The sequence below is a fragment of the Actinosynnema sp. NPDC002837 genome, assembly GCF_040295345.1.
Classification (GTDB): Bacteria; Actinomycetota; Actinomycetes; order Mycobacteriales; family Pseudonocardiaceae; genus Actinosynnema.
Genome location: NZ_JBEOVG010000042.1, coordinates 24,392 through 49,443, shown reverse-complemented (window position 1 = coordinate 49,443; position 25,052 = coordinate 24,392). Strand labels below are relative to the sequence as shown.

23 protein-coding genes are annotated in these 25,052 nt (G+C 72.0%); 12 read left to right on the top strand and 11 right to left on the bottom strand.

Features of this window, described 5'->3' with window-relative positions:
- The first annotated feature begins 18 nt into the window (after window positions 1-18).
- Both ABTZ99_RS25920 and ABTZ99_RS25915 read left to right on the top strand, forming a co-directional pair.
- Window positions 19-921: an alpha/beta hydrolase gene (locus ABTZ99_RS25920; RefSeq protein WP_499614730.1), complete on the top strand. Its 903-nt coding sequence runs from the start codon at window positions 19-21 to the stop codon at window positions 919-921.
- Window positions 921-2,084, top strand: coding sequence for an MFS transporter (locus ABTZ99_RS25915; protein WP_499614727.1), 1,164 nt, complete (start codon window positions 921-923; stop codon window positions 2,082-2,084). The genes ABTZ99_RS25920 and ABTZ99_RS25915 overlap by 1 nt, the downstream gene beginning before the upstream one ends.
- On the opposite strand, the gene add is transcribed toward ABTZ99_RS25915, so the two are convergent.
- Window positions 2,041-3,042, bottom strand: coding sequence for an adenosine deaminase (gene add, locus ABTZ99_RS25910; protein ID WP_499614724.1), 1,002 nt, complete (start codon window positions 3,040-3,042; stop codon window positions 2,041-2,043). The genes ABTZ99_RS25915 and add overlap by 44 nt on opposite strands.
- A gap of 159 nt (window positions 3,043-3,201) precedes the next feature.
- Here add and ABTZ99_RS25905 point away from each other — a divergent pair, with 159 nt between their 5' ends.
- The 4 genes from ABTZ99_RS25905 (at window position 3,202) to ABTZ99_RS25890 (ending at window position 7,719) form a co-directional block, all read left to right on the top strand.
- A complete protein-coding gene (locus ABTZ99_RS25905; RefSeq protein ID WP_499614721.1) occupies window positions 3,202-5,049 on the top strand; it encodes a Xaa-Pro dipeptidyl-peptidase in 1,848 nt (615 codons plus the stop codon).
- A gap of 92 nt (window positions 5,050-5,141) precedes the next feature.
- Window positions 5,142-5,654, top strand: coding sequence for a M23 family metallopeptidase (locus tag ABTZ99_RS25900; RefSeq protein WP_499614718.1), 513 nt, complete (start codon window positions 5,142-5,144; stop codon window positions 5,652-5,654).
- A 129-nt stretch (window positions 5,655-5,783) separates the two neighbouring features.
- Window positions 5,784-6,548: a M23 family metallopeptidase gene (locus ABTZ99_RS25895; RefSeq protein WP_499614715.1), complete on the top strand. Its 765-nt coding sequence runs from the start codon at window positions 5,784-5,786 to the stop codon at window positions 6,546-6,548.
- 115 nt (window positions 6,549-6,663) lie between these two features.
- Complete coding sequence (locus ABTZ99_RS25890) at window positions 6,664-7,719, top strand: DUF4192 domain-containing protein (protein WP_499614713.1); 1,056 nt, start codon at window positions 6,664-6,666, stop codon at window positions 7,717-7,719.
- A gap of 572 nt (window positions 7,720-8,291) precedes the next feature.
- Here ABTZ99_RS25890 and ABTZ99_RS25885 read toward each other — a convergent pair.
- The 5 genes from ABTZ99_RS25885 to ABTZ99_RS25865 form a co-directional block, all read right to left on the bottom strand.
- Complete coding sequence (locus ABTZ99_RS25885) at window positions 8,292-8,705, bottom strand: SAM-dependent methyltransferase (RefSeq protein WP_498773881.1); 414 nt, start codon at window positions 8,703-8,705, stop codon at window positions 8,292-8,294.
- A gap of 378 nt (window positions 8,706-9,083) precedes the next feature.
- Entirely contained in the window at window positions 9,084-11,135 is a 2,052-nt protein-coding gene (locus ABTZ99_RS25880; RefSeq protein ID WP_499614711.1) for an alpha/beta fold hydrolase, read from the bottom strand.
- Window positions 11,135-12,097 carry a UDP-glucose 4-epimerase GalE gene (gene galE, locus ABTZ99_RS25875; RefSeq protein ID WP_498773885.1) on the bottom strand — a complete coding sequence of 321 codons (963 nt, stop codon included), beginning with the start codon at window positions 12,095-12,097 and terminating at the stop codon, window positions 11,135-11,137. Before galE ends, ABTZ99_RS25880 begins: the two co-directional genes overlap by 1 nt.
- A 27-nt stretch (window positions 12,098-12,124) precedes the next feature.
- Window positions 12,125-13,285 carry a galactokinase gene (gene galK / locus ABTZ99_RS25870; protein ID WP_498773887.1) on the bottom strand — a complete coding sequence of 387 codons (1,161 nt, stop codon included), beginning with the start codon at window positions 13,283-13,285 and terminating at the stop codon, window positions 12,125-12,127.
- The gene (locus ABTZ99_RS25865) at window positions 13,282-13,974 is read right to left on the bottom strand and encodes an iron-dependent transcriptional repressor DtxR (RefSeq protein WP_230566637.1); all 693 of its coding nucleotides are present in this window, start codon (window positions 13,972-13,974) and stop codon (window positions 13,282-13,284) included. The genes galK and ABTZ99_RS25865 overlap by 4 nt, the downstream gene beginning before the upstream one ends.
- 61 nt (window positions 13,975-14,035) lie before the next feature.
- Here ABTZ99_RS25865 and ABTZ99_RS25860 point away from each other — a divergent pair, with 61 nt between their 5' ends.
- On the top strand, window positions 14,036-14,878 hold the full coding sequence (locus ABTZ99_RS25860; protein WP_498773890.1) for a sulfurtransferase: 843 nt from the start codon (window positions 14,036-14,038) through the stop codon (window positions 14,876-14,878).
- A gap of 157 nt (window positions 14,879-15,035) precedes the next feature.
- Here ABTZ99_RS25860 and ABTZ99_RS25855 read toward each other — a convergent pair whose 3' ends face one another.
- Complete coding sequence (locus tag ABTZ99_RS25855; RefSeq protein ID WP_498773892.1) at window positions 15,036-15,656, bottom strand: DUF3558 family protein; 621 nt, start codon at window positions 15,654-15,656, stop codon at window positions 15,036-15,038.
- A gap of 163 nt (window positions 15,657-15,819) precedes the next feature.
- Between ABTZ99_RS25855 and ABTZ99_RS25850 the strand changes: the two genes are divergently transcribed.
- From ABTZ99_RS25850 to ABTZ99_RS25830, 5 genes are all read left to right on the top strand, one after another.
- On the top strand, window positions 15,820-16,995 hold the full coding sequence (locus ABTZ99_RS25850; protein ID WP_499614706.1) for an acetoin utilization protein AcuC: 1,176 nt from the start codon (window positions 15,820-15,822) through the stop codon (window positions 16,993-16,995).
- Window positions 16,996-17,000: 5 nt separating this feature from the next.
- The gene (locus ABTZ99_RS25845; protein WP_499614703.1) at window positions 17,001-19,664 is read left to right on the top strand and encodes a bifunctional acetate--CoA ligase family protein/GNAT family N-acetyltransferase; all 2,664 of its coding nucleotides are present in this window, start codon (window positions 17,001-17,003) and stop codon (window positions 19,662-19,664) included.
- A gap of 136 nt (window positions 19,665-19,800) precedes the next feature.
- On the top strand, window positions 19,801-20,634 hold the full coding sequence (locus tag ABTZ99_RS25840; RefSeq protein WP_498773898.1) for a glutamate ABC transporter substrate-binding protein: 834 nt from the start codon (window positions 19,801-19,803) through the stop codon (window positions 20,632-20,634).
- Window positions 20,635-20,693: 59 nt separating this feature from the next.
- The gene (locus tag ABTZ99_RS25835; protein ID WP_499614700.1) at window positions 20,694-21,467 is read left to right on the top strand and encodes a GntR family transcriptional regulator; all 774 of its coding nucleotides are present in this window, start codon (window positions 20,694-20,696) and stop codon (window positions 21,465-21,467) included.
- Window positions 21,468-21,691: 224 nt separating this feature from the next.
- Window positions 21,692-22,018, top strand: a complete 327-nt coding sequence (locus tag ABTZ99_RS25830) for a hypothetical protein (protein ID WP_498773902.1) — start codon at window positions 21,692-21,694, stop codon at window positions 22,016-22,018.
- 111 nt (window positions 22,019-22,129) lie between these two features.
- Here ABTZ99_RS25830 and ABTZ99_RS25825 read toward each other — a convergent pair whose 3' ends face one another.
- From ABTZ99_RS25825 to ABTZ99_RS25810, 4 genes are all read right to left on the bottom strand, one after another.
- Window positions 22,130-22,528: a hypothetical protein gene (locus tag ABTZ99_RS25825; RefSeq protein ID WP_499614696.1), complete on the bottom strand. Its 399-nt coding sequence runs from the start codon at window positions 22,526-22,528 to the stop codon at window positions 22,130-22,132.
- Window positions 22,528-23,091, bottom strand: a complete 564-nt coding sequence (locus ABTZ99_RS25820) for a hypothetical protein (protein WP_498773906.1) — start codon at window positions 23,089-23,091, stop codon at window positions 22,528-22,530. Before ABTZ99_RS25820 ends, ABTZ99_RS25825 begins: the two co-directional genes overlap by 1 nt.
- A gap of 106 nt (window positions 23,092-23,197) precedes the next feature.
- Window positions 23,198-24,001, bottom strand: coding sequence for an ABC transporter permease (locus ABTZ99_RS25815; protein ID WP_498773908.1), 804 nt, complete (start codon window positions 23,999-24,001; stop codon window positions 23,198-23,200).
- Window positions 23,998-24,978, bottom strand: a complete 981-nt coding sequence (locus ABTZ99_RS25810) for an ATP-binding cassette domain-containing protein (RefSeq protein WP_498773910.1) — start codon at window positions 24,976-24,978, stop codon at window positions 23,998-24,000. The genes ABTZ99_RS25815 and ABTZ99_RS25810 overlap by 4 nt, the downstream gene beginning before the upstream one ends.
- Between the last annotated feature and the right edge of the window lie 74 nt (window positions 24,979-25,052).

The following is a 25,052-nucleotide window of genomic DNA, read 5'->3' as shown; positions in this document are numbered from 1 at the left end:
TCATCCCATGATTGGTCCATGGCATTGACCGAACAGGCCCGCGCGGTGCTGGACAAGATCGCGGGCGCGCCACCGCTGGAGGAGCTGACCGTCTCCGAGGCACGCCGGGCGCAGTGGGGGTTCGTCGCGTTCCAGGGCCCGCGGGAGCCGGTCGCGCGCGTCGCGCACCTCTTCGTGCCCGGACCGACGGCCGACCTGCCCGCGCGGATCTACTACCCCGAGGGCGACGGGCCGTTCCCGGCGATCGTGTTCCTGCACGGCAGCGGCTGGGTGACGTGCAACCTCGACCTCTACGACGTGGCGCTGCGCGCGCTGGCCAACGCCACCGGGCACGCGGTGTTCGCGGTGAACTACCAGAAGGCGCCGGAGCACCCGTTCCCCGTGCCGCTGGACGACTCGTACGCGGCCACGGCGTGGCTGTTCGAGCACGCGGCGTCGGTGGACGTCGACCCGGCGCGGATCGGGGTCATGGGCGACAGCGCGGGCGGCAACCTCGCCGCCGCCGTGGCCCTGAAGGCCCGCGGCGCGCTCGACCTCGCGTTCCAGGTGCTGGTGGTGCCGGCGCTGGACGTCGACTTCACCACCCGGTCCTACGCGGAGCACGCGACGGGCTATGGGCTGTCGACCGCGACGATGCGGTGGTTCTGGTCGCACTACCTCGGTTCGACCCCCGTCTCCGAGCTCGCGGCGCCGTTGCGCGCGTCGGTGGACGGGCTGCCGCCCGCGTACGTGGCCATCGCCGGGCACGACCCCGTGCGCGACGACGGCGAGCGGTACGCCGCCCGGTTGGCGGCGGCCGGCGTGCCGGTGCGGTTGCGGGAGTTCGAGGGCACGATCCACCCGTTCGTGCTGATGGACGGTGAGCTCGACGAGTACCGCGTGCTGCTGGGCGAACTGCGGACCTGGCTCGGTGCCCGGTGATGCCGCCCGCGTTGCTCGCGCTGGCCGTCGGCGCGTTCGGCATCGGGACCACGGAGTTCGTGATCGTCGGCCTGTTGCCGCAGGTGGCGGGCGACCTGGGGGTCTCGATCCCGTCCGCCGGGCTGCTCGTGTCCGGCTACGCGCTCAGCGTGGTGGTCGGCGCGCCGCTGATCACGGCGGGCGGGTCGCGGCTGCCGCGCAAGCAGCTGCTGGTCGGCCTGATGGCGTTGTTCGTCCTGGGCAACCTGGTGTGCGCGGTCGCCGACGACTACGCGGTGCTGATGGTGGGCCGGGTCGTCGCCGCGCTGTGCCACGGCGCGTTCTTCGGCGTCGGGTCGGTGGTCGCGGCCGGGTTGGTCGCGCCGCAGCGGCGGGCGCGGGCGATCGCGATGATGTTCACCGGGCTGACCGTGGCGAACGTGCTCGGCGTGCCGGCGGGCACGGCGCTGGGCCAGGAGTTCGGGTGGCGGTCGACGTTCTGGGCGGTGACCGCGCTGGGCGTGCTCGGGCTGGTGGGGATCGTGGCGCTGGTGCCGCCGCAGCCCGCGTCGACCGGGCTGCGCGGCGAGCTGGCGGTGTTCCGGCGGCCGGGCGTGTGGCTGGCCCTGGTCACGACGGCGCTCGGGTTCGGCGCGGTGTTCGCGTCGTTCACCTACGTCGCGCCGATGATGACGGAGGTGGCCGGGTTCTCGCCGGTCGCGGTGACGTGGCTGCTGGTGCTGTTCGGGGTGGGGCTGTTCGTGGGGAACGTGGTGGGCGGGCGTGCGGCGGACCGTCGTCTGATGCCGAGCCTGTACGCGTTCCTGGGCGCGTTGGCGGTGGTGTTGGCGGTGTTCGCGTTCACCGCGCAGTGGGCCGTGCCGGCGGCGATCACGATCGCGGTGTTCGGCGTGTTCGGGTTCGCGACCGTGGCGCCGTTGCAGGCCACGGTGTTGGAGCAGGCGTCGGGCGCGCCCGCGCTGGCGTCGGCGGCGAACATCGCCGCGTTCAACCTCGGCAACGCGGCGGGCGCGTGGCTGGGCGGCGCGGCGATCGACGCCGGGTTCGGCTACACCGCGCCCAACTGGGTGGGCGCGGCGCTGGCGCTGGCCGGTCTCGGGGTCGCGGTGGCGAGCGGTGTCAGTGACCGAGCGCGTCGATCTCGGCCAGCAGTGACCGCTTGAGGTCCTCGGAGGCGAAACTGGCCCGCACCCCGGTGCGGGCCAGTTCGGCGAGCTCGCCGCGGCCCAGGCCGAACACCTCGTGGCACAGCAGGTACTCGCGGTCCAGGTCGGTGTGGAACATGCCGGGGTCGTCCGTGGCCAGGGTGACCGGCACGCCCGCGTCGAGCAGCCTCGGCAACGGGTGGTCCTCCAAGTCCTTGACGGCGCCCGTGCGGAGGTTCGAGGTCGGGCACACCTCCAGGGTGATCCGCTCGTCGGCCAGCCGCCGCAGCAGCTCCGGGTCGCGCGCCGCGTTGACGCCGTGGCCGATCCGCTCGGCGTGCAGCTCGTCGAGCGCTTCCCGGACCTGGTCCGGGCCGGTGGTCTCGCCCGCGTGCGGCACGCAGTGCAGGCCCGCGTCCCGGGCGACGGTGAACGCCTCGCGGAACGCCCGCCGGGGCGCGTCCGCCTCGAACCCGCCGAGCCCGAAGCCGACGGTGCCCGGCGGCCGGTGCGTGACGGCGTACTTCGCGCTGGTCAGGCCGAAGTCCCGGTCCCACAGGCCGGGGATGTCGAACACCCACGCCAGCTCGACGCCGTGCTCGGCCAACGCCTGCTCGCGGCTGGTGGTCAGCGCCTCGTCCAGCTCCTCCGGCGCGATGCCCGCGCGCAGGTGGCTGGTCGCGCTCACGGTCACCTCGGCGTAGCGGACGTTGCGCCGCGCCTGCTCCTCGGCCAGGCCCAGCACCAGCGCGGCGACGTCGTCGCCCGTGGTGACCAGGTCGTTCACCGCGGCGTAGACGTCGATGAAGTGGCCGAAGCCGGTGAACTCGTAGAACCGGAGCAGCTCCGGCTCGTCGGTCGGGACGCCGTGCCCGGCGTGCCGGCGGGCGAGGGTGAGGACGGTGGCGGGGGAGGCTGACCCGACGAGGTGGACGTGCAACTCCACTTTGGGCAGCGCGGCGATGAAGTCAAGCATGGCCCGGGGGAGTCTGCACAGGTCTCCGCCGCTGGTCAAGGGGCCGTTCGTCGGGTCTTCGATTGATGTCCACTGTGGACTTCCGGAACCCTTGACAGGGGTTGGGGCGCGGGGGAGGGTCACCGGCAAACCTGTCCTACACATGATGGGGGTTCGGTCGTGAAGGGTGCACGGAGAGCCGCGGTGCTCGCCGCTCTGGTGACGTTGCCGCTGGGGCTGACGCCCGCGGTGGCCGGCGCCGTCGCGGAAGGCCCGGTGTTCGTCGGTGGCGAGGCGCAACCCGTCTTCGACCCGAAGGACGTGGTCCGCGAGAGCGTCTGGGTGCGCGCGCCGGTCGACAGCGACCGCGACGGCCAGGACGACGAGGTCTACACCGAGGTGGTGCGCCAGAAGGCCACCGACCGCGGGCTGAAGGTGCCGGTGGTGTTCTTCAACAGCCCGTACTTCTCCGGCGGCAACGACGTGGCCAACCACGACGTGGACGTGGAGCTGTACGTGCCGAACCGGCGCGGCGGGTACGACAAGCGGGACGGTTCGCTGCTCAAGGCCGAGGCGGACGAGCGGATCGCCGCCGCCGTCGGGCCCAACCCGGCGCCGATCCGGTCCGGCCGCTACGAGGACTACTTCGTCTCGCGCGGCTTCGCCATGGTGTACGCCGAGTCGCTCGGCACCGGCAAGTCGACCGGCTGCCCCACCTCGGGCGGCCACAACGAGACCGTGGGCTCGAAGTCCGTGGTCGACTGGCTCAACGGCCGCACCACCGCGCGTGACGCGGCGGGGGCGCCGGTCACGGCGGGCTGGACCACCGGCAAGGTCGCGATGATGGGCGTGTCCTACAACGGCACCCTGCCCAACGCCGTGGCGGCCACCGGGGTCGAGGGCCTGGAGGCCATCGTGCCCATCGCGGCCATCTCGAGCTGGTACGACTACTACCGGGCCGACGGCGCGGTGGTCGCGCCCGGCACGTTCCAGGGCGAGGACCTGGACGTGCTCGCGGAGTACGTCTACACGCGCGAGGACCGGGAGGTCTGCAAGCCGGTCATCGCCGACGTGGCGGCCCGGCAGGACCGCGTGACCGGCGACTACAGCGAGTTCTGGGACGAGCGCAACTACGTCAAGGACGCGTCGAAGGTGCGGGCCGCGGTCCTGGCCGTGCACGGGCTGAGCGACTGGAACGTCAAGGTCAAGCACGTCGCGCAGTGGTACGACGCGCTGCGGCGGCACGGCGTGGAGCACAAGATCTGGCTGCACCAGTCCGGGCACACCGACCCGGACACGCTGCGGTCGGTCGAGTGGCGGCGCACGATCAACCGCTGGTTCAGCCACTACCTGTACGGCGTCGACAACGGCATCGAGCGCGAGCCCAAGGCGACGATCCAGCGCGAGGACAAGACCACGTGGGTGGACGAGGCCGACTGGCCCGCTCCCGGCACGTCGACCGCCCGGGTGTACCCGTGGGCGGGCGGCACGGCCAAGGGCGCGCTGCGGTTCGCGTCCGTGCCCGGCAACGCGGTGGTCGAGACGTTGCGCGACGACTCGTCCAAGCTCGCCGAGGACCTGATCGACCTGCCCACCTCCGGCAACCGCCTGTCGTACACGACGGGGCCGACCTCCACGCCGCTCCGGTTCTCCGGCGTGGCCCGGGTCGACCTGGCGATCTCGTTCGACCGGCCGGCGGCCAACGTGACCGCGCTGCTGGTGGACCGGGCGCCGGACGGCACGTCGCACGTGATCACGCGCGGGTGGACCGACCCGCAGAACCGGGTGTCGCCGTCGCGGACCAAGCCGATCGATCCGGGCAAGCAGTACCGGGTCGAGGTCGAGCTGGAGCCGAACGACTACGTGGTCCCGTCTGGTCACCGCGTCGAGTTCGTGCTGATCTCTTCTGACCACGACTACACGCTGCGGCCGAACCCGGGCGCGGGGCTGTCGATCGACCTGACGTCGACGGTCGTGGAACTCCCCGTGGTCGGGGGCCTCGCCGCGTTGCGCCGATCGGTTGGTTAGAAAGTAATTTACGTAGCGTCTACTTGGAAAGTCTTCCACTAACGGGTGCGGCTGTGGTCGGATCGGCGCCACAGTCGTCAAGGAGGTGGCAGATGAGCCGAACCCGACGCGCTTGGGCCACGGCACTGGTGGCGCCGCTGGTCGGCCTTGTCCTCACGCAGGGCGAGGCCGCCGCGGCGCCGGGGTTCCAGATGCCGTTCCCGTGCAACCAGGTCTGGTCGGGCCAGACCCGGACCAGTCACAGCCCGGCCAACGCCGTGGACTTCAACCGCACCGACGACGCCGGCGATCCCGTGGTGGCGTCGGCGGCGGGCACGGTGACGCGGGTGGAGAACGAGGGCAGCACCAGCTACGGCCGGTGGATCGAGATCGGTCACGGCGGTGGCTGGCGCACCCGGTACGCGCACCTGTCCGTGCAGCGGGTGAGCGTCGGCCAGACCGTGTCGAGGGGTCAGCGCATCGGCGACGTCGGGTCGACCGGCGGTTCGACCGGCCCGCACCTGCACTTCGAGCAGCGGCTCGACGGCGTGGCGCAGAGGATCGTCTTCAACGGCTCGCAGATCCTCTACTGGGGCACGCGCAACTACACCAGTCGCAACTGCTGAGTGGGCGATCGGGTGCTGCTCCGTTCGGTTGGTTAGGAACTAATTCACCAACTCAACACATGGTAAGTCTTCCACTTTGGCGGTCGGGCGTGGTCGGATGATCACCCTTAGTCGTCAAGGAGGTGGCAGATGAGCCGACGTGTGTTCGTCACGGCCTTGGTGGCGCCGCTGATCGGCCTCGTCCTCACGCAGGGCGAGGCCGCGGCGGCGCCGACCTTCCAGATGCCGTTCCCGTGCAACCAGGTGTGGGAGGGCCAGACCCGCACCAACCACAGCCCCGCGAACTCGGTCGACTTCAACCGGGCGAACGACGACGGCGACCCGGTGGTCGCGTCGGCGGCGGGCAGCGTCACGAGGGTCGCGAACGAGGGCAGCACGAGCTACGGCCGGTGGGTCGAGATCGACCACGGCGGTGGCTGGCGCACCCGGTACGCGCACCTGTCCGCGCAGAGCGTGTCCGTCGGCCAGTCCGTGCGGATCGGCCAGCGGATCGGCAACGTGGGCACGACCGGCGGGTCGACGGGGCCGCACCTGCACTACGAGCAGAGGCTCAACGGCGTCGACCAGAAGATCAAGTTCAACGGGACGCAGATCTACTACTGGGGCACGCGCAGCTACACCAGCCGCAACTCGTGCGGCACGAGCGGGGTGACCGGCACCGTCGGCACCGACAGCGGCGCGTCCGTGACCATCAGGTCCGGTCCCGGCACCCAGTACGCGGCCGTCGGCTCGGTCGCGAACGGCGCCACGGTGACGATCAGCTGCCAGACGCGGGGCGAGACGATCACCGGCAAGTACGGCACCACCAGCCTGTGGGACAAGATCGGGTCGGGGTACATCTCCGATGCCTACGTGTACACAGGTTCGGACGGTCAAGTAGCACCGGACTGCTGAGTTCCCGCAGGTCGCCGGGCCGCTCCCAGTTCGGTGGGAGCGGCCTTTCGCGAGTTGTCCACAGATCGGCGATCGCCGCCGGCCCCCCGGACCGCCCTGGTCCACTGTCGTACCCATGACGAAGCTGCTGCCCCCGACCCGCCTGCGCGACCCGGGCGACCTGATCGCCGCCGTGCCGCACCTGCTGGGCTTCCACCCGTCCGACTCGGTCGTCGTGCTGGTGGTGCGCGACCACGACGTGACCATGACGCTGCGCGCCGACCTGCCGCCCGCCGGCGTGCCGCACCGCCTGGCCGACCGGCTCATCGCGCCGCTGGCCGGGTGCCGGGGCGCCGACGCGGTGGTCGTCGTGATCGGCGGCGGTTCGAGCGACCCGCCCGAGGACCTGCCGCACGACGCGGTGGTGGACGAGCTGGACGACGCCCTCCACGCCGCCGACGTGCCGCTCCTGCTGGCCGTGTGGACGCGTGCGACGGCGAAGGGCGAGCGCTGGTTCGACTACCACGACGTGGGCACCTCGGGCACCGTGCCGGACCCGTCGAGCACGGCGTTCGCCGCGGCGTCGGCGGCGGAGGGCCACGTCACCTACGCCAGCCGTGCGGCGATGGGCGACGTCCTGACCCTGGACCCGCCGGGCGCCCTGTCCCGCCGATCGACCCTCCTCAACCGCCTGTCCGCCGACCACCCACCACCGGACGATGAGACCGTGCCCCGACGCCACCGCGAGCTGATCCACGCCGAGGTGCTGCGCGCGGCCACCCGCAAGCGCCCGTTGACCGACGAAGAGGTGGCCGACCTCGCCCACGCCCTGTCGAACCCGCTGACCAGGGACGCGAGCCTGGCCTACTGCGTCGGCGAGCACGCCGGCAGCGCCGAAGTGCTGTGGACCGAGCTGACCAGGGCGAGCCCCGCGCCGGAACGGGCGGAACCGGCCACCCTCCTGGCCTTCTCGGCGTACATCCGGGGCAACGGCACCCTGGCCCTGCTCGCCCTGGACCGCGCCGAAGAAGCCAACCCCGACCACCGCCTGACCGAACTGCTCCGCGCGGCCCTGCACGGAGGCCTACCCCCAACCCAGATCCGCCACCTGGCCGAACGAGTCGCCGCCACCGACTGGACCACCCCACCCACCAACCTCACCCACCCTGAACCCAGGCCCACCTCACCCTGAACCCAGCCCACCTCCTCATCCACCGGCCCGCCCACGCCCACATCGCGCGGCCCACCCGACGACTGCCGCGCGCCAGTCAGCCGGGCCAGCGGGCAAGCAGGCGGGCGGGCGGCGGGCAGGCGGCACATCATCGACGTCGCGACTACACGATCGGGGGTACCGACACGAAGAACCTTCTCCACCACCACCGCACCGCACCGCACCGCACCCGCACGGGCACGGCACCGCCACCGCACGGCACGGGCACGGGCACCACGGCACCGCCACCGCAGGGCACAGCACGGGCACGGCACCGGGACCGGCACCGGCGTCGCCATCGCACCCGGCACCGGCAGCGACACCGTTACTGATGCCGGCTGCTCGGCTGGCGACGCGTTGGTCTCGCGCTGGTCCAGCGCTGGTCTCGCCCACCTCGGCAAGGGCCGGCGGGTCGGTGCGGAACAGGGTTCGATCAACCCGCCCTGCCTTGCCGTCCGACACCGCCGTCCGACACCGCCGTCCGACACCGCCGTCCGACCCCGCCGTCCGACCCCGCCGTCCGACACCGCCGTCCGACACCGCCGCGGGCGGTGTTACGGCTGGAAGTACTCCGACATCAGGTGGCTGACCCAGGCCGGCTGCCTGACGTCCGCCGGGAGGAACTCCGTCATCGTCGGCTTCAGGTCGATGACGGGGGTGCCGGAGACCGCGTCGAGGCCCACCACCGTCAGTTCACGGCCGTGCACGGACTCGATGGCGCAGCACGTCACCCCGATGCGGTTCGGCCGGCGCGGCCCGCGGCCCGCGAAGATCCCGACGGGCGGGAGGTCCGGGCGGCCGCGGTAGGGGCGGGGTTCGCGGAAGTCGTCGCTCTCCGGGAACTGGTCGAAGACGAAGAGGACCTCCACGTGCGAGAAACCCTCCAGGCCTTGGAGGCACGCCTCGCCGAAGCGCTCGTCGACGGTGATCGTGCTGCGGACGGCACCCCAGTTGTCCGTGTGCTGCACGTCCGTCCGGTCGTTCCGGACGGTACCGATCGGTGTGACTTCGAAGCTCGGCATGACAGGGGTTCTCTCTTCGGTCAGCGTTGCCTGGAGGGGGGATGACTGCGAGCTGTGCTGCGGCCTGGTGCGCGCCGGCGGGCTCGGCGCACCCGCGTGGCCAAGCCCCTTCACTGCACCCACATCCTCGGCGGACCTGCCGCGGACACCGGCGACGAACCGCGCGCACCGCAGCCATGCGCGCTGCAGCCATGCGTGCTGCCCCATCGTGCCCGGCTCCCGGTCGGTGACCTCACCACCCCGGCTCCCCGGCCGACGGTCGCGGGCGCGGAGAACCGGGGCGCTCACCGAGAGGTGGGCAACACGGCGGTGAGGCGAGTACGACTAGACGAGTTCCGGCCGTTCCCAGGGCTCGCCGAGCACGTGCTCCGCCAAGAACGCGAAGACCGTCTCGTACCAGACCTTGGCGTTGCCGGGCGTCAGGATCCAGTGGTTCTCGCTCGGGAAGTACAGGAACTTCGCCGGCACGCCGTGCCGCACGAGGTCGAAGTACAGCCGTTGCCCCTCGCCGATCGGCACCCGGTAGTCCTTGTCACCGTGGATCACCAGCATCGGCGTCTTCACGTCCGCCACCCGCAGGTGCGGCGAGTTCGCCCGCACGGTGTCCTGCTGCCGCAGCGGGTCGCCCATCTCGCGGATCCAGTAGTACGAGTCGTCGGTGGTCCCGGTGAACGCGTCCAGGTGCCACAACGACGCGTGCGTCACGATCGCCTTGAACCGGTCGGTCTGCGTGGCGATCCAGTTCGCCATGTACCCGCCGAACGACCCGCCCATGGCGGCCGTCCGCGAGTCGTCGACGTCGTCCCGCCGCACCGCCACGTCGGTGATCGCCATCAGGTCCGTGTACGGCTTGTCGCCCCACGAAGCCCACCCGGCGCGCACGAAGTCGTACCCGTACCCGGTCGACAGCGCCGGGTCCGGCAGCAGCACGGCGTAGCCCCGCGCCGCCATCAGCCACGGGTTCCAGCGCCAGCTCCACCCGCTCCAGCTCATCACCGGACCGCCGTGCACCCACAGCAGCAACGGCGCCGGCTGCGACGCCGACGCGCCGCGAGGCAGCACCAGCCACGCCCGCACCGTCCGGCCGTCCTCGACCACCGTCTCGACCTCGGTCAACGTCCCGGGCACCGACTCCACCGCACCGGGCGCCGGCAGCGGCACGGCCACCTGGTCCACACCGGACGCCGACAGCCGCACGGGCTGCGGCGGGTGGTCCCACGCGCTGCGCAACGCGTACACCGTCGCGCCGTCCGGGCTGACCCGCACGTCGGTGTAAGCACCGGACGCGGTCAGCTTCACCACCGAGCCGGACGCCAGGTCGAGCTTCCAGATCGGCTGGTGGCCCCGGTGGCTGCTGATGAAGTACACCGCGTCACCGGCCGGGCTCACCACCGGGTGGTCGGGCTCCTCGGCGAAGTCCGCGGCCAACTCCTCGACCGACCCCGACTCCAGGTCGATGCGCACCAGCGTGTTCGTCCACGGTCGGTCCGCCGTGGAGTCGAACGCGCGCACCGCGATCACGCCCGACGAGTCCGGCAGGAACACCGGCTGCAGGAACGAGTGCCCGTCGAGGTCGGCCAGCACCCGGTCGACCGCACCGTCGGTCGACGACAGCCGCAGTCGCACCCGCTGCCCGTACGACGCGCTCACCGCGACGCCCTCGGTGCGCACGACCCACCGGCCGTCCGGGCTGATCGCGGGCGAGTCGTCCAGCCGCGCCGCGGCGTTGGGCGTCAGGTCCACCAGGTCCGACGACTGGTCGATCGGCTCGCGGTCCACCCCGACCGGCGACGTGGTCGCCAGCAGCCGCGGGAAGCTCGGCCCGAGGTCGGAGTCCCAGTACCGCACCGGGTACGACTCGTGCAGGATCGCGGTCACCCCGGCGTCCTCGCGCGCCTTGCGGTGCTCCTCGTCCTGCTCGCCGAACTCCGCGGTCGGGTGCGCGCCGGCCGCGAGCAGCACCGTGCCCGACTCCCGCGCCACCGCGAACTCCGACACCCCGCCGGCCGGGCGGTACAGCTCACGCGCCTCGCCGACGGGCGGCAGCAGCCACAGCGCCGCCTTGTCCTTCTTGTCGCGGTCGGCCGGCTTGGCCTCCTGGTCGGGCCGCGCGGAGAGGAACAGCAGCGCGCCGTCCGGCGTGAACGCCGGCGCCGACTCGCCCTTCGCGCCGCGGGTCAACCGCCGCGCGGGACGCTCACCGGCCGGGTCGACCTCCCACAGCGCGCCCTGCCACGCCTTGCCGTCCGGCGAGAGCGTCGCCACCACGGTGACCAGCCGCGTGCCGTCCGGTGACAGCGCGAGCGAAGAGATCCGCGGCATCTCCGTGAACGAGGTCAGGTCCCCGAACCCGGCCTCGGTGATCTTGCCTGCCATCACGCCCCCTGTTGTGACCGGGTGAAGTCCCACGCGTCGCGCACGATGCCGGCCAGGTCCACCCGCTCGGGCTTCCAGCCCAGCTCGGTGCGGGCCTTGTCGCTGGAGGCCACGAGCACTGCGGGGTCGCCCGCCCGGCGCGGCGCCACGTCGGCCGGCACCGGGTGGCCGGTCACCTCGCGGCACGCGTCGATGACCTGCTTGACCGAGAAGCCCAACCCGTTGCCCAGGTTGTAGATGCGGTGCTCGCCCTCCGCCGCGTGCTCCAACGCCCGCAGGTGCGCGTCGGCCAGGTCCACGACGTGGATGTAGTCGCGCACGCACGTGCCGTCGTCGGTCGGCCAGTCGTCGCCGTAGACCTGCACCCGCTCACGTCGGCCGGACGCGACCTGCAGCACGATCGGGATCAGGTGCGTCTCCACGCCGTGCCGCTCGCCGAACCGCCCGTACGCGCCCGCCACGTTGAAGTAGCGCAGCGACACGGCGGCCAGGCCGTGCGCGGCGGCGTAGGAGGTGATCGCGTGGTCGATCGCGAGCTTCGTCGCGCCGTAGGTGTTGGTGGGGCGCGTCGGCGCGGTCTCCGCGATCGGCACCTGCTCCGGCTCGCCGTAGGTCGCGGCGGTGGAGGAGAACACCAGTCGCGGCGTGCCGTGCTCGCGCATCGCGTCCAGCAGCCGCAACGACGTCACCACGTTGCCCTGCCAGTACTTCGCGGGGTCCTGCATGGACTCGCCGACCAGCGACTTGGCCGCGAAGTGCAGCACGCCGTCGAAACCCCCGGCGAGCAGGTCGCCGATCGCGTCGTCGATGCCCGCCTCGACCAGCCGCACCCCGTCCGGCACCGCGTCCGCGTGCCCGGTGGACAGGTCGTCCAGCACGACCACCTCGTGGCCGGACTCCACCAGCCTGGCCGCGCAGACGCTGCCCACGTACCCGGCGCCGCCCGTGACGAGCAACTTCACCCTGAATCCCCGCTTTCGACCAGTCCGTCAGTGATCCCGGCCGGCGCCCGCCGAGGGCACGGCCGTGAAAGTCCTCGGTGTCGCCCAACCACGTCCGGCGAACGCGGCGAGCACCCGCCGCACCACCTCGTCGTGCCGCTCGACGGGCACCAGCGCGATCGCCGACCCGCCGAAACCGCCGCCGGTCATCCGCGCGCCCAACGCGCCCGCCGCCTTCGCCGCGTCGACCGCGACGTCCAGCTCGGGCGCGGACACCTTGTAGTCGTCGCGCAGCGACGCGTGGGAGCCGTCCAGCAGCGGTCCCAGCTCCGCCAACCGGCCGGTGCGCAGCAGTTCCACCGCCGCGAGCACCCGCTCGTTCTCGGTCACCACGTGGCGCGCCAGCGGGCGCAGCCGTTCGGGCAACCGGGCCAGCGCGTCGTCCAGCTCGGTCACGTCCACGTCCCGCAGCGCGGGGACCCCCAGGACCGACGCGGCCTCCTCGCAGCCCGCGCGCCGCGCGCCGTAGCCGCCGTCGGTGTGCGAGTGGCTGGCCCGCGTGTCGATGACCAGCACTTCCAGGCCGTGCTCGGCGGCGTCGAACGGCACCTGCTCGGCCTTGAACGACCGCACGTCCAGGAACAGCACGTGCGCCTCGGTGCAGCACAGCGACGCGGTCTGGTCGAGCAGACCGGTGGGCGCGCCGACGAAGTCGTTCTCCGCGCGCTGCACCCAGCGCGCGATCCGCGGCAGGTCGTCGGCCGCGTGCCCGGCCAGCCCGAGCAGCGCCAACGCCACCGCGCACTCCAGGGCGTGCGACGACGACAGGCCCGCCCCCGCCGGCACGTCACCCGCGATCACCAGGTTCGCCCCGCCGGTCAGGCCCTGCTCGCGCAGCACCCACGCCACCCCAGCCGGGTACGCCGCCCAGCCGCCGATCTCGCCGGGCTCCAGGTCGGCGACCGCTGCCGGTGAGGCCTGCTGAACCAGGCCGTCATCACCCACCGTGGCCACGTGCAACTGTCCGTCGTCGCGCGCCGACGCGGCCACCGCGGTCCGGTGGGGCAACGCGAACGGCAGCACGAAGCCGTCGTTGTAGTCGGTGTGCTCCCCGATCAGGTTCACCCGGCCGGGCGCGGACCAGACACCGCTCGGCGCGGCGCCGTGCAGCCGGGTGAACGCGGCGATCGCGCGCCGCGCCGGGCTCACCGGGCCTGCACCAGGACGGCGTGCGCCACCGCCGGGTCCAACTCGGCGACCGTGCCGTTGCCGCGCACCTGGATGACCTTCGCGCCGCCGAGGGAGTCGACCTCGACCGTGCCGCCCGGCACGACGCCGGCGGCCTTCAGCTCGGCCATCAGGTCCTCGTCGAGCTGCACGTGCTCGGCGATCCGGCGCACCTCGACGCGACCGCCGCCGCGCCGGGCCACCTCGTCCACCCGCACCAGGTCCGCCTCGGCGGGCGGGGCGGGCTCGCCGTCGCCCAGCTTGTCCAGCCCGGGGATGGGGTTGCCGTAGGGCGAGGTGGTGGGGTTGCCGAGGAGCTTGACCAGCTTGCGCTCGACGGCCTCGCTCATGACGTGCTCCCAGCGGCACGCCTCGCTGTGCACGTGCTCCCACTCCAGGCCGATGATGTCGACCAGGAGCCGCTCGGCGAGCCGGTGCTTGCGCATGACCGCGATGGCCAGGTTGCGACCCTGCTCGGTCAGCTCCAGGTGGCGGTCGTCCGCCACGATGACCAGACCGTCGCGCTCCATCCGCCCGACCGTCTGGCTGACCGTCGGACCGCTCTGCGCCAGCCGCTCGGCGATCCGCGCGCGCAGAGGCACTACGCCCTCTTCTTCGAGCTCGTAGATCGTGCGGAGGTACATCTCGGTAGTGTCGATGAGCTCGTTCACACCCGCTCCCCTTCGTATGGCGTCAATGCTAGTCGGCCGGTCACGGGTGCAGGATGGTGCCGTGCATCCACTGATCAGCACCGAAGCCCTCGCCTCCGCGCTGGACGGGGCCGAACCACCGGTCGTGCTCGACGTCCGCTGGCGACTGGGCGGACCGCCGGGACGTCAAGACTACGAGGTCGGGCACGTTCCCGGTGCGGTCTACGTCGACCTCGACACCGAGCTGTCCTCGCCGCCCGGCGCCGGTGGCCGCCACCCGCTGCCCGACCCGGCGGCGCTGCAGGCCGTGCTGCGGGCGGCCGGCGTCCGCCGACATCACCCGGTCGTGGCGTACGACGGCGGTGACGGCTCCGTCGCCGCACGTGCCTGGTGGCTGCTGCGGTGGGCGGGTCACCCGGAGGTGGCGGTCCTGGACGGCGGCTTCGCGGCGTGGACCGCCGAGGGCCGTCCCGTCGACGCGCGCCCGCCGGCGCCCGCTCCCGGCGACATCGAGGTGCGGCCCGGCGGCATGCCCGTGCTGGACGCGGACGAGGCCGCCGCGTTCACCGGCTCGGGCGTCCTGCTCGACGCCCGCGCCCCCGAGCGCTACCGGGGCGAGACCGAGCCGGTCGACCCGCGCGCCGGGCACATCCCGGGCGCGCTGAACGCGCCGACCTCGGGCCACACCTCCGCCGGCCGCTGGCTGCCCGCCGCCGCGCTGGCCGAGCGCTTCGAGGCCATCGGCGTCACCACCGACCGCCCGGTCGCGGCCTACTGCGGGTCCGGCGTCACGGCGTCGTCCGTGGTCCTGGCCCTGGAAGTGGCCGGCATCACCAAGCCCGACGCGCCCGCGCCGCTCTACGCGGGCTCGTGGTCCCAGTGGTCGTCTGACCCATCCCGACCGGCCGCCACGGGCTCCGCCTGATCACTGCCGCTACGCAGACCACCACCCCGCGAGGTCGCGTCGACCGTTCGCGACTCATTTTCCGGCGATCACGCTTTTCGATCGTCGGAAAATGAGGCGCGAACGGTCGACTTCCAGGCGACCTCGCCCGCCGTCTGCGGAGCAGCGGCAATCCAACTCAAGCGTTGGGGATCTTCTCGAAGCCCTTGGTGGCGAGCTTGAGCGCGATCTCGCACGGATCGATCTCGTCGATCGGCGTCACGGTGGCCTGGAACGCGGGGGTGATCTCGTCCGGGTCGTCGGTCAGCATGACCAGCACCGTGCAGTCGCCGCCCTTCTCCTTCACCTCGTACGCGGTGTTGCCGCCGACCTCGATGGTCCGCGCCTCGCCCTCGTACTCGGCGAACGTGACCATGAACAGCACGACCGAGAACGGGTCCTCCGTGCTCTGCACGCAGCCCTTCTCGCCGCCCTTCGACGCGCCGACGGCGGCGGCCACGTCCTCGGGCGTGAGGATGTCGCAGTCCTCGTAGCCCTCGGTCTTCTTCTTCGTCGTGATCTTCACGTCGCCGGACGGCTTCTCGGCCTCGGTGCTCTTCGGCGAGCCGGCCTTGCTGGTCGTCTTGGGCGAGGACGTCTTGGTCGACGACGGCTTGCCGGAAGCGGTCTTCTCCCCGGTCGACCCGCCCGCCGCGGCGACCGGGCTGCCGGCGACCGTGGTCGCGCAGGCCGACAGCCCGAGCGTGAGCGCCAAGGCCAGCACGGTGGTCAGGGCGGGGCGGACTCGTCGCAGCTGCATGTCTTCTCTGACCCCGTTCCGACGTGCGGGGTTCCATCCTCGATGGCCGCAATCCTGGCCCGCGTCGTCTCGGCAGACTCTAAGTCCACCCCGGAGGTCCGCACGCCGGGGGCGACCAACCTGTGATCACACGACCGCGCGCCGGGTGGGTTAGGTTGCGGACATGGGTAAGGCAGCCGCCGTCGTCTGGGACGAGTCCTTCCTCGGCTACGACCTGGGCGGCGACCACCCGCTCAACCCCGTCCGGCTCGACCTGACCGTCCGGCTGGCGACCGCGCTCGGCGTGCTGGACGGCGTGGGGCTCGTCAAGCCCGACCCGGCGACGGACGACGAGATCGAACGCGTGCACGAGCCGTCCTACCTCAACGCCGTGCAGGCCGCGCCGATGGCCGGCTGGGACGTCGGCCACGGCCTCGGCACCGCGGACAACCCGGTGTTCGACCGCATGCACGAGGCGTCCGCGCTGGTCGTGGGCGGTTCGCTTGCCGCCGCGCGGCGGATCGCCTCGGGCGAGGCGGACCGGGCGGTGAACATCGCGGGCGGGCTGCACCACGCCATGCGCGACCACGCGGCCGGGTTCTGCGTCTACAACGACTGCGCCGTGGCCATCTCGTGGCTGCTGGACAACGGCTTCGACCGGATCGCCTACGTCGACACCGACGTGCACCACGGCGACGGCGTGCAGGCCGCGTTCCACGACGACCCGCGCGTGCTCACCGTCTCGATCCACCAGCACCCCATGAGCCTCTGGCCGGGCACGGGCCGGGCCGCCGAGGTGGGCGGCGAGGGCGCGGAGGGCACCAGCGTGAACCTGGCCCTGCCGCCCGGCACCGGCGACCAGGGCTGGCTGCGCGCGTTCGAGGCCACGGTCCCGTCGCTGCTCACGGCGTTCAGGCCGCAGCTGCTGGTCACGCAGTGCGGCGTGGACACGCACCGCGAGGACCCGCTGGCCGACCTCGCGCTCACCGTCGACGGCCACCGCGCCATCTACCGCCGCCTGCGCGAGCTGGCCGAGCGGACCGCGAACGGCCGCTGGCTGGCGCTGGGCGGCGGTGGGTACGAGCTGCTGCGCGTCGTGCCGCGCAGCTGGACGCACCTGCTGGCCACCGTGCTGGACCGGGACGTCGACCCGAACACCCCGCTGCCCGCCGACTGGGTCGCCCACGCCTCGACCCTGGCGCCGAACTGGCCGCTGCCGTCGTCGATGACCGACGGCTCCGACACCGCGTTCGAGCGGTGGGGCGGTGAACTCGACACCCCGGTCGACCTGGCCGTCATGGAGACGCGGCGCGCGGTGTTCCCGCTGCACGGCCTGGACCCCGACGACCCGAGGGACTGAGAGCCGTGGACCCGTTCGACTACCCGAGGCACTGGGAGGCCGACGTCGTGCTCAGCGACGGCGGCACGGTCCACCTGCGCCCGATCACGCCCGACGACGCGGAGAAGCTGCTCGCGTTCCACGGCAGGCTGTCCGAGCGGACCCGCTACTACCGCTACTTCGGCCCCTACCCGCGCATGCCCAAGCGCGACCTCGAACGCTTCAGCACGGTCGACCACGCCGACCGGGTCGCGTTCACCGCGCTGCTCGGCGACGACATCGTGGCCGTCGGCCGCTACGACCGGCTCGACGGCAGCGGCAGCGCCGAGGTCGCGTTCGTGGTCGAGGACGCCCACCAGGGCCGCGGTCTCGGCTCGATCCTGCTCGAACACCTCGCCGCCGCCGCGCGGGAACGCGGGCTGAGCCGGTTCACCGCCGAGGTGCTCGCGGAGAACGGCCAGATGGTGCGGATCTTCCGGGACGCGGGCTACGGCGTGAGCCGCGCGTTCGAGGAGGGCGTGGTGCACCTGGAGTTCGACATCGACCCGACCGAGGAGTCGGTGGAGGTGGCGCGCGCCCGCGAGCAGGCCGCCGAGGCGCGCAGCGTGCACAACCTGCTGCACCCGAAGTCGATCGCGGTGATCGGCGCGTCCACCGACCAGACCAAGATCGGTCACGCGGTGCTGACCCACCTGCTCGCCGCCGACTTCGCCGGACCGGTCTACCCGGTGAACGCCGAGCACCGGTCCGTGCGCGGGGTGCGCGCCTACCCTTCGGTGCTGGAGATCCCCGACGACGTGGACCTCGCCGTCGTCGCGGTGCCCGCCGCCGGCGTGGACGAGGTGATGGACGCCTGCCTGGCCAAGGGCGTGAAAGCGCTGGTCGTGGTGACGTCCGGGTTCGGCGAGACCGGGCCGGGCGGGTTGAGCGCCGAACGCAGGATCGCCGCCGAGGCCCGCGCGCACGGGATGCGGGTGGTCGGCCCGAACGCGCTGGGCGTGCTGAACACCGACGCGGGCGTGCGCCTCAACGCGACCCTGGCGCCGAAGCTGCCCGCCCGCGGTCGCACCGGTTTCTTCTGCCAGTCCGGCGCGCTGGGCACCGCGATCCTGGCCACCGCCGCCGATCGCGGCCTCGGCCTGTCGACGTTCGTCTCCGCGGGCAACCGCTCGGACGTCTCCGGCAACGACCTGCTCCAGTACTGGGAGACCGACCCGGCCACCGACGTGGTGCTGCTGTACCTGGAGTCGTTCGGCAACCCGCGCAAGTTCGCGCGGCTGGCCCGGAGGCTCGGCCGCACCAAGCCGATCGTCGCGGTGAAGTCGGGGCGGCACGCGGTGACGCCCGCGTTGGCGGCCACCTCGGTGCCGGTGGACGAGTCGAGCGTGCAGGCGTTGTTCGAGCAGGCCGGCGTGATCCGGGTGGAGTCGCTGGCGCAGCTGTTCGACACCGCGTTGCTGCTCGCGCACCAGCCGCTGCCCGCCGGGCCGCGCGTCGCCGTGGTCGGCAACTCGACCGCGATCGGCCTGCTGGCCGCGGACACCGCGCTGGCACAGGGCCTGGAGCTGGCCGGCGAGCCGGTGGACGTCGGCGCGCAGGCCGGGCCCGAGGCGTTCGCCGAGGCGGTGCGGGAGGCGTTGGCGAACCCGGACGCGGACGCGCTGGTGGTCGTGTTCGTGCCGCCGCTGGCGGTGCCGGGCACGACGTTCGCCCGCGCGTTGCGCGAGGTCGTGGAGCAGGGCGGGCACGCCAAGCCGATCGCGTCGACGTTCCTGGCCGTGGAGGGCGTGCCGGCCGAGTTGGCGGTGCCCGGTCCCGGTGGCGCGCCCGGACGGGGTTCCGTGCCGTCGTATCCCAGTCCGGAGCGCGCTGTGCTCGCGTTGGCGCGTGCGACCCGGTACGCGCGGTGGCGGTCCGCGCCGCAGGGCACGTTCGTCCGGCCCGAGGGCATCGACCCCGACGCCGCGCACGCCATCGTGGCGTCGCAGGCGCTCGACGGTGAGCTGCTCCTCGACGACGACACGACCGTGCGGCTGCTCGCGTGCTACGGGGTGCGGGTCGTGCCGTTCCGGGTGGTGACGTCGGCGGACGAGGCGGTGCGGGCGGCGGGGGAGTTGGGCTACCCGGTGGCGATGAAGTCCACCGACGACCGGCTGCGGCACCGCACCGACCTGGTCGGCGTGCGGCTCGACCTGTCCGGCGAGGAGGCCGTGCGCACGGCGTACGGGATGCTGGCCGGGATGTCCGAGCGGCCGGACGTGTACGTGCAGCGCATGGCGCCCAAGGGGATCTCGTGCGTGCTGGGCCTGCAGGACGACCCGTCGTTCGGCACGCTGGTGTCGTTCGGGCTGTCGGGGCTGGTCAGCGACTTGCTGGGGGACCGGGCCTATCGTGCGGTGCCGCTGACCGACGCGGACGCGGCGGCGCTGGTGCGCGCGCCCAAGGCCGCGCCGCTGCTGGCGGGGTACCGGGGCGACGAGCCGGCGGACCTGGCCGCGTTGCAGGACCTGGTGCTGCGGCTCGCCGCGCTCGCCGAGGACCTGCCCGAGGTGCGGGAGCTGTCGTTGGAGCCCGTGCTGGCCAGTTCGGCGGGCGCGTACGTGAGCAGCGCCAGGGTGACGCTGGGCCCGCCGCCGTCGCGCCATGACACCGGTCCCAGGCGGCTGCGCTCGCCCGGCGGCGCGCGTTAGCACGGTCACGTTCTCGATACCCAACCGTCACCCTTGACCGATCAGGTGTCCCCTATCTTCTCCTTGGCTATGGACCAGGTCCCTTGTGGCGCTTAGGTTTCCCGGCAACCCGAGGAACCTCCCGAAAAGGGGAAGAATGGCTCTGGCACCGTTGCGCGCCCTGCTGGTGGCGTGTTCCGCCGCGCTTGTCCTCGCGTCGTGCTCCACCGGTGACGACACGACCGTCGCCGGCAAGGCGGACAGCTCCAACAAGCTGACCATCGCCGTGGCGTACGACCAACCGGGGCTCGGTGTGCGCCGTTTGGACGGCAGCTACCGCGGCTTCGACATCGACGTGGCCCGTTATGTGGCGAAAGAGCTGGGGGTCGAAGAATCCGGCATCACGTTCACCGAGGCGACGCCCTCGGAACGCGAGAAGCTGCTCACCGAGGGCGCCGCGGACCTCGTCGTGTCCAGCTACTCGATCACCGACAAGCGCAAGGAGGTCATCGACTTCGTGGGACCGTACTTCGTGGCCGGGCAGGACCTGCTGGTCCGGTTGACCGATGATCGGATCACCGGACCGGAATCGCTCAACGCAGGCAACCTGACGCTGTGCTCGGTGGCCAACACCACGTCGGCGCAGTACGTGAAAGACCGGTTCGCGCGGTCCGTGCAACTCAAGGAATATCCCAATTTCAGCGACTGCGTCACGGCGCTGCTGGCCGAGCAGGTGGACGCCATGACGACCGACGACGTGATCCTCGCCGGGTACGCCGCGCAGAACCCCGAGCTGCTGCGCGTGGTCAACCAGCCGTTCAGCAAGGAGGAGTACGGCATCGGCCTGCGCCGGGGCGATCCGACCAGCAAGGCGAAGGTGACCGCGGCCGTTCGGAAGATGATCGACACCGGCGAGTGGCGCAAGTCGTTGGAGGCCAACGTGGGTGCTTCCGGTTACGCCATCCCGGATCCGCCGACGCTCGTCCCGTGATCTGCGACCCACCCCGTCAGCGGTCTGACCGGCCCGGATCGCACCGTAGGCTCGGCTGTGTGCATGCCTCGCATTACGTGCCCCAGTACCGCGCGGACGGGCCGGTCCGCGCCGGTATCCCCGAACACGGCCGCATCCCCCGCTACTACGCGGTGAAGACCGAACTGCTGTGGCTCGTCGACGCCCTCGGCGAGGGCACGGCGCTGCCGCCGGAGCGGGAGCTGGCCGAGCGGTTCGCGGTGTCGCGGGTGACGCTGCGCCAGGCCGTCGGGGAACTGGTGCTCGAGGGCAAGCTGCAACGACGGCAGGGCAGCGGCACCTACGTCGCGCCGCCCAAGCTGGTGCAGCCGCTGTCGCTGCTCAGCTACACCGAGGGCATGCGGCGGCAGGGCGTCGACGCGACGCGCAGCGTGATCACCGTCGAGCACCTGCCCGCGGACGACGTGCTGGCGCGGGACCTGCGGATCGGGCGCGGCGACGAGGTCGTCCACCTGGAACGCGTGCTGCTGGCCGACGGCGAGCGGGTCGGCCTGGAGTCGACCTACCTGTCCGCGGCGCGGTTCCCGACCCTGCTGGAGGTGCTGGACCCGACTACGTCGCTGTACGCGTGCCTCAGCGAGCGGTTGGGCGTGGTGTTCGCCGAGGCCGAGGAACGGGTGGAGACGGTCCTGGCGACGCCGCGCGAGGCGTTGCTCATCGGCACGAACCCCGCGCTGCCGATGCTGCTGCTGCACCGCGTGTCCCATGACAACGTTGGCGAGCCGATCGAGCGGGTCCGCTCGCTCTTCCGGGGCGACCGGTTCAGCTTCGTCGCGCGGCTGGGGGCGGAGTGAAGGTCACGTGACCGTGACCGTTCCGCCGCGCCTTCGTGGTCCACTTAGGACATAACGCTGGAATGGCGGGCTTTCGGCGCGGGCAAGCGCGGAACGTTAGCGAATCTTTCCCGGAAACCGCCCGTTGGCAGCAAGTTCTGCGTGCCCCGGCGGATGTACCGTTGTTGCCCTGGTACGTGAGTCCTCCTCACCCGCACGGCAGCGGGGGAAGCGGGGGTGGCGCCGTGACGTTCAAAGAGGAGTTCCTGACGGAGCTCGAGGACTGCCTGCGCGGGTACGGCGCGGTGCCGGTGATCAACCCGGACGCACTGGCCCGGTTCATCGACTACGTCCGCCGACTGCCGGACGACGATTCGCGGCTGCGCTGCCTCGAAGGCGTCGACCAGGGTTCCGGCTCGTTCTGGAACAACCCGGCGGTGTGGTGGGAGCAGGTGCCCCGGTTCGGCATCGGGTCGGCGGACTGCTCCGAGCTGCTCGACCGGATGCTGGACGAGGCGATCAGCGACGAGATCGACGTGCTGGAGATGGAGATCCGGGAACTGCCGGGCTGAGCGCCCCGGCGCGGCCGAAGACGTGAAACACCCGTTGTGCACCTGGGTCGCCAGACGCACAACGGGGAGTCTTCACTCCTGAGGTCTCACTCCCGGGTCACGCTCGCGCGGTCACACGGACAGCAGCCGGTCGAAGAACGCGCGGTAGCGCTTGAGGGCCTGCCGCAGTTCCTCGGTCTGCACCTGCTCGCCCTGCTGCCACTGCTCCTCCAAGGCGTGCTTGTGCTCGGCGAACGTGTCGGTGAGCGACCGGATCACCTGCGTGACCAGCTCGTCCGCCCGCTGCACGGCCTCACGCGGGTCGTCGACGAACTCCGACTGCAGCGCGCGCCACTCGACCTGGAAGTTCTCCGAGTCCTCGGCGGCGAACAGCGGCGCGTCGCCCGCGGCCGTGGAGACGGGGTACAGCTCGACCGGCTCGCGGTCCACGGTGTCTTCCCACTCCACGGTGTTCCGGGCGGCGGTGTCGTCGGTGGCGGTCGTGGGGGTGGTGTCCTGGTGGCCGACCATCAGCGCGCTCCTTCCCGGCGTTCCCCGTCGCGGGGCTCGCCCAGCAGGTCCTCGAACAGGCTGCGGTAGTGGACCATCGCGACGCGGAGGTCCTCGGTCGTCGCCTCGCCCCGGTCCTGGCGTTCGGTGATCGCGTGCGCCTCGCGGTAGTGGTCGAGCGCGCGGGCGTGGTCGACCGACAGCATCGACGCCCGCTTCTCGTACCCCTCGGTGGGGTAACCGCGTTCCGCCATGAGGTCGGTGACCAAGCGGTCCGCTTGGCCCACCGCCGCCGTCGGCGCGTCGACGAACTGCTCCTGCACGCGGGTCCAGTTCCGCGTGTAGCTCTCCCGCGAGACGGGGCTCAGCGGGCGCAGTTCCAGCTTGGCGTGCTCCTGCTCCCGCGCCACGAGTTCCCGTTCCGCCGCCATCCGGTTGTCGGTGCTCCGCACGACCCGGTCGTACTCGGGCCCGAACTTCGCGCGCAACCTCTTGCGCTGCAGGGCAACCTTCAGCAGCACCGCGACCGCGGCCAGCGCGACCAGCGCGGCGACGATCACGCCGATGGTGGTGCCGGTGGACATCTCGGCCTCCCTGGCTGGATCTTCACCCTTGGCTGGGACGCCACCGGACTACCCGGTCGGGGACAGGCGTGAAACCTGAACCCCTTGACACATTCGCGTCCGTCGACTAGCGGGCCACCGCCTTGCGGTACTGCCGGATCGCCAGCGGCACGAAGATCAGCAGGAACACGACCACCCAGATCAACGTCATCAGCACCGGGTGCTGCAACGGCCACGCGCTCGGCTCGGACGCCATCGGGTTGGTGTTGCCGAACAGCTCGCGGGCCGCGGCCGTGACCGCCGACACCGGGTTCCACTCGGCGAACGTCTTCAGCGGTCCGGGCAGGTTGCTCTCCTGCACGAACGTGTTCGCGATGAACGTCAACGGGAAGATCGCGATGAACGACGCGTTGTTGAACACCTCGGGGCTGCGCACCATCAGCCCGACGATCGCCATGCCCCACGACACCGCGTAGGCGAACAGCAGCAGCAGGGCGAACCCGGCCAGCGCCTCCAGCGGCGACGAGTGGATCCGCCAGCCGACGATCAGCCCGGTCACCGACATCACCAGGATGACGATGACGTTGTTCGCCAGGTCGCTGGTGGTCCGCCCGATCAGCACGGCCGACCGCGCCATGGGCAGCGACCGGAACCGGTCGATCACGCCCTTCTGGATGTCCTCGGCCAGCCCGGCGCCGGTGATGGTCGCGCCGAAGACCACGGTCTGCGCGAAGATCCCGGCCATCAGGAACTCGCGGTAGTCCATGCCCGGGATGGCGATCGAGCCGCCGAAGACGTACGCGAACAACAGCACGAACATGATCGGCGACAACGTCGAGAACACGATCAGGTCCGGGACCCGCTTGATCTTGATGAGGTTGCGCTTGGCGACTACCGCGCCGTCGCCCAACGCCTGTGTGAACGCGCTCATTCCGCCTTCTCCCCCTGCTTCCGCTCGGTGTCGGTCCCGCCGGCCGCGTGCCCCGTCAGCGTGAGGAACACGTCGTCCAGCGTCGGCCTGCGCAACCCGATGTCGAGCACCTTGACCGACTCGGCGTCCAGCCTGCGCACACCGTCGACCAGCACGTCGGCGCCACCCGACACCGGCACGGTCAGCCGCTGACCGCGCTCGTCCACCGTGATCTCCGAGATCGCCAACGGCGCCAGCGCGGCCTTCGCCGTCGCCGCGTCGCGGGCCGAGCTGACGGTCAGCTCCAGCCGTTCGCCGCCGACCTGCGCCTTCAGCTCGTCCGCGGTGCCCAGGGCGATGACCCGGCCGTGGTCGATGACCGCGATCTCGTCCGCGAGCCGGTCGGCCTCCTCCAGGTACTGCGTGGTGAGCAGCAGCGTGGTGCCGCCCGCCACGAGTTCCGCGATGACGTCCCACATGCCCAGCCGGCTGCGCGGGTCGAGGCCCGTGGTCGGCTCGTCGAGGAACAGCACCCTCGGTTTGGCCACCAGCGCGCCCGCCAGGTCGAGCCGGCGGCGCATGCCGCCCGAGTAGCCCTTCACCGGCCGGTCGGCGGCGTCCACCAGGTCGAACCGCTCCAGCAGCTCGCGCGCCCGCTCCCGGCTGCGCTGCTTGCCCAGGTGGTAGAGCCGGCCGACCATGTCGAGGTTCTCGAACCCGGTCAGGTTCTCGTCGACGGCCGCGTACTGGCCGGACAGCCCGATCCGGCGGCGCAGCTCCTTGGCGTCGGCGATGACGTCGAGGCCGGTGACGGTCGCCGTGCCCTCGTCGTGCTCCAGCAGCGTGGTGAGCACGCGCACCGTCGTCGTCTTGCCCGCGCCGTTGGGCCCGAGCAGACCCATGACGGTCCCTTCCGGCACCACGAGGTCGAGGCCGTCGAGGGCGACCACCGACCCGTAGCGCTTGACCAGTCCTTCGGCCACGATTGCGTCTGCCATGCGGGCCATGATGGACCCGGGGTCCGACAATTTCAGGTCGATTTCGCCGAGTACGCCCGGCACGGGCGTCCGAA

Excerpts from the sequence above, each read along its gene's own strand:
- ABTZ99_RS25880 (WP_499614711.1), bottom strand. The coding sequence starts at position 11,135 with ATGGCAGGCAAGATCACCGAGGCCGGGTTCGGGGACCTGACCTCGTTC.
- ABTZ99_RS25890 (WP_499614713.1), top strand. The coding sequence starts at position 6,664 with ATGACGAAGCTGCTGCCCCCGACCCGCCTGCGCGACCCGGGCGACCTG.
- ABTZ99_RS25895 (WP_499614715.1), top strand. The coding sequence starts at position 5,784 with ATGAGCCGACGTGTGTTCGTCACGGCCTTGGTGGCGCCGCTGATCGGC.
- ABTZ99_RS25850 (WP_499614706.1), top strand. The coding sequence starts at position 15,820 with ATGGGTAAGGCAGCCGCCGTCGTCTGGGACGAGTCCTTCCTCGGCTAC.
- ABTZ99_RS25855 (WP_498773892.1), bottom strand. The coding sequence starts at position 15,656 with ATGCAGCTGCGACGAGTCCGCCCCGCCCTGACCACCGTGCTGGCCTTG.
- ABTZ99_RS25920 (WP_499614730.1), top strand. The coding sequence starts at position 19 with ATGGCATTGACCGAACAGGCCCGCGCGGTGCTGGACAAGATCGCGGGC.
- ABTZ99_RS25825 (WP_499614696.1), bottom strand. The coding sequence starts at position 22,528 with ATGGTCGGCCACCAGGACACCACCCCCACGACCGCCACCGACGACACC.
- ABTZ99_RS25810 (WP_498773910.1), bottom strand. The coding sequence starts at position 24,978 with ATGGCAGACGCAATCGTGGCCGAAGGACTGGTCAAGCGCTACGGGTCG.
- ABTZ99_RS25900 (WP_499614718.1), top strand. The coding sequence starts at position 5,142 with ATGAGCCGAACCCGACGCGCTTGGGCCACGGCACTGGTGGCGCCGCTG.
- add (WP_499614724.1), bottom strand. The coding sequence starts at position 3,042 with ATGCTTGACTTCATCGCCGCGCTGCCCAAAGTGGAGTTGCACGTCCAC.
- ABTZ99_RS25840 (WP_498773898.1), top strand. The coding sequence starts at position 19,801 with ATGGCTCTGGCACCGTTGCGCGCCCTGCTGGTGGCGTGTTCCGCCGCG.
- ABTZ99_RS25915 (WP_499614727.1), top strand. The coding sequence starts at position 921 with ATGCCGCCCGCGTTGCTCGCGCTGGCCGTCGGCGCGTTCGGCATCGGG.
- ABTZ99_RS25815 (WP_498773908.1), bottom strand. The coding sequence starts at position 24,001 with ATGAGCGCGTTCACACAGGCGTTGGGCGACGGCGCGGTAGTCGCCAAG.
- ABTZ99_RS25820 (WP_498773906.1), bottom strand. The coding sequence starts at position 23,091 with ATGTCCACCGGCACCACCATCGGCGTGATCGTCGCCGCGCTGGTCGCG.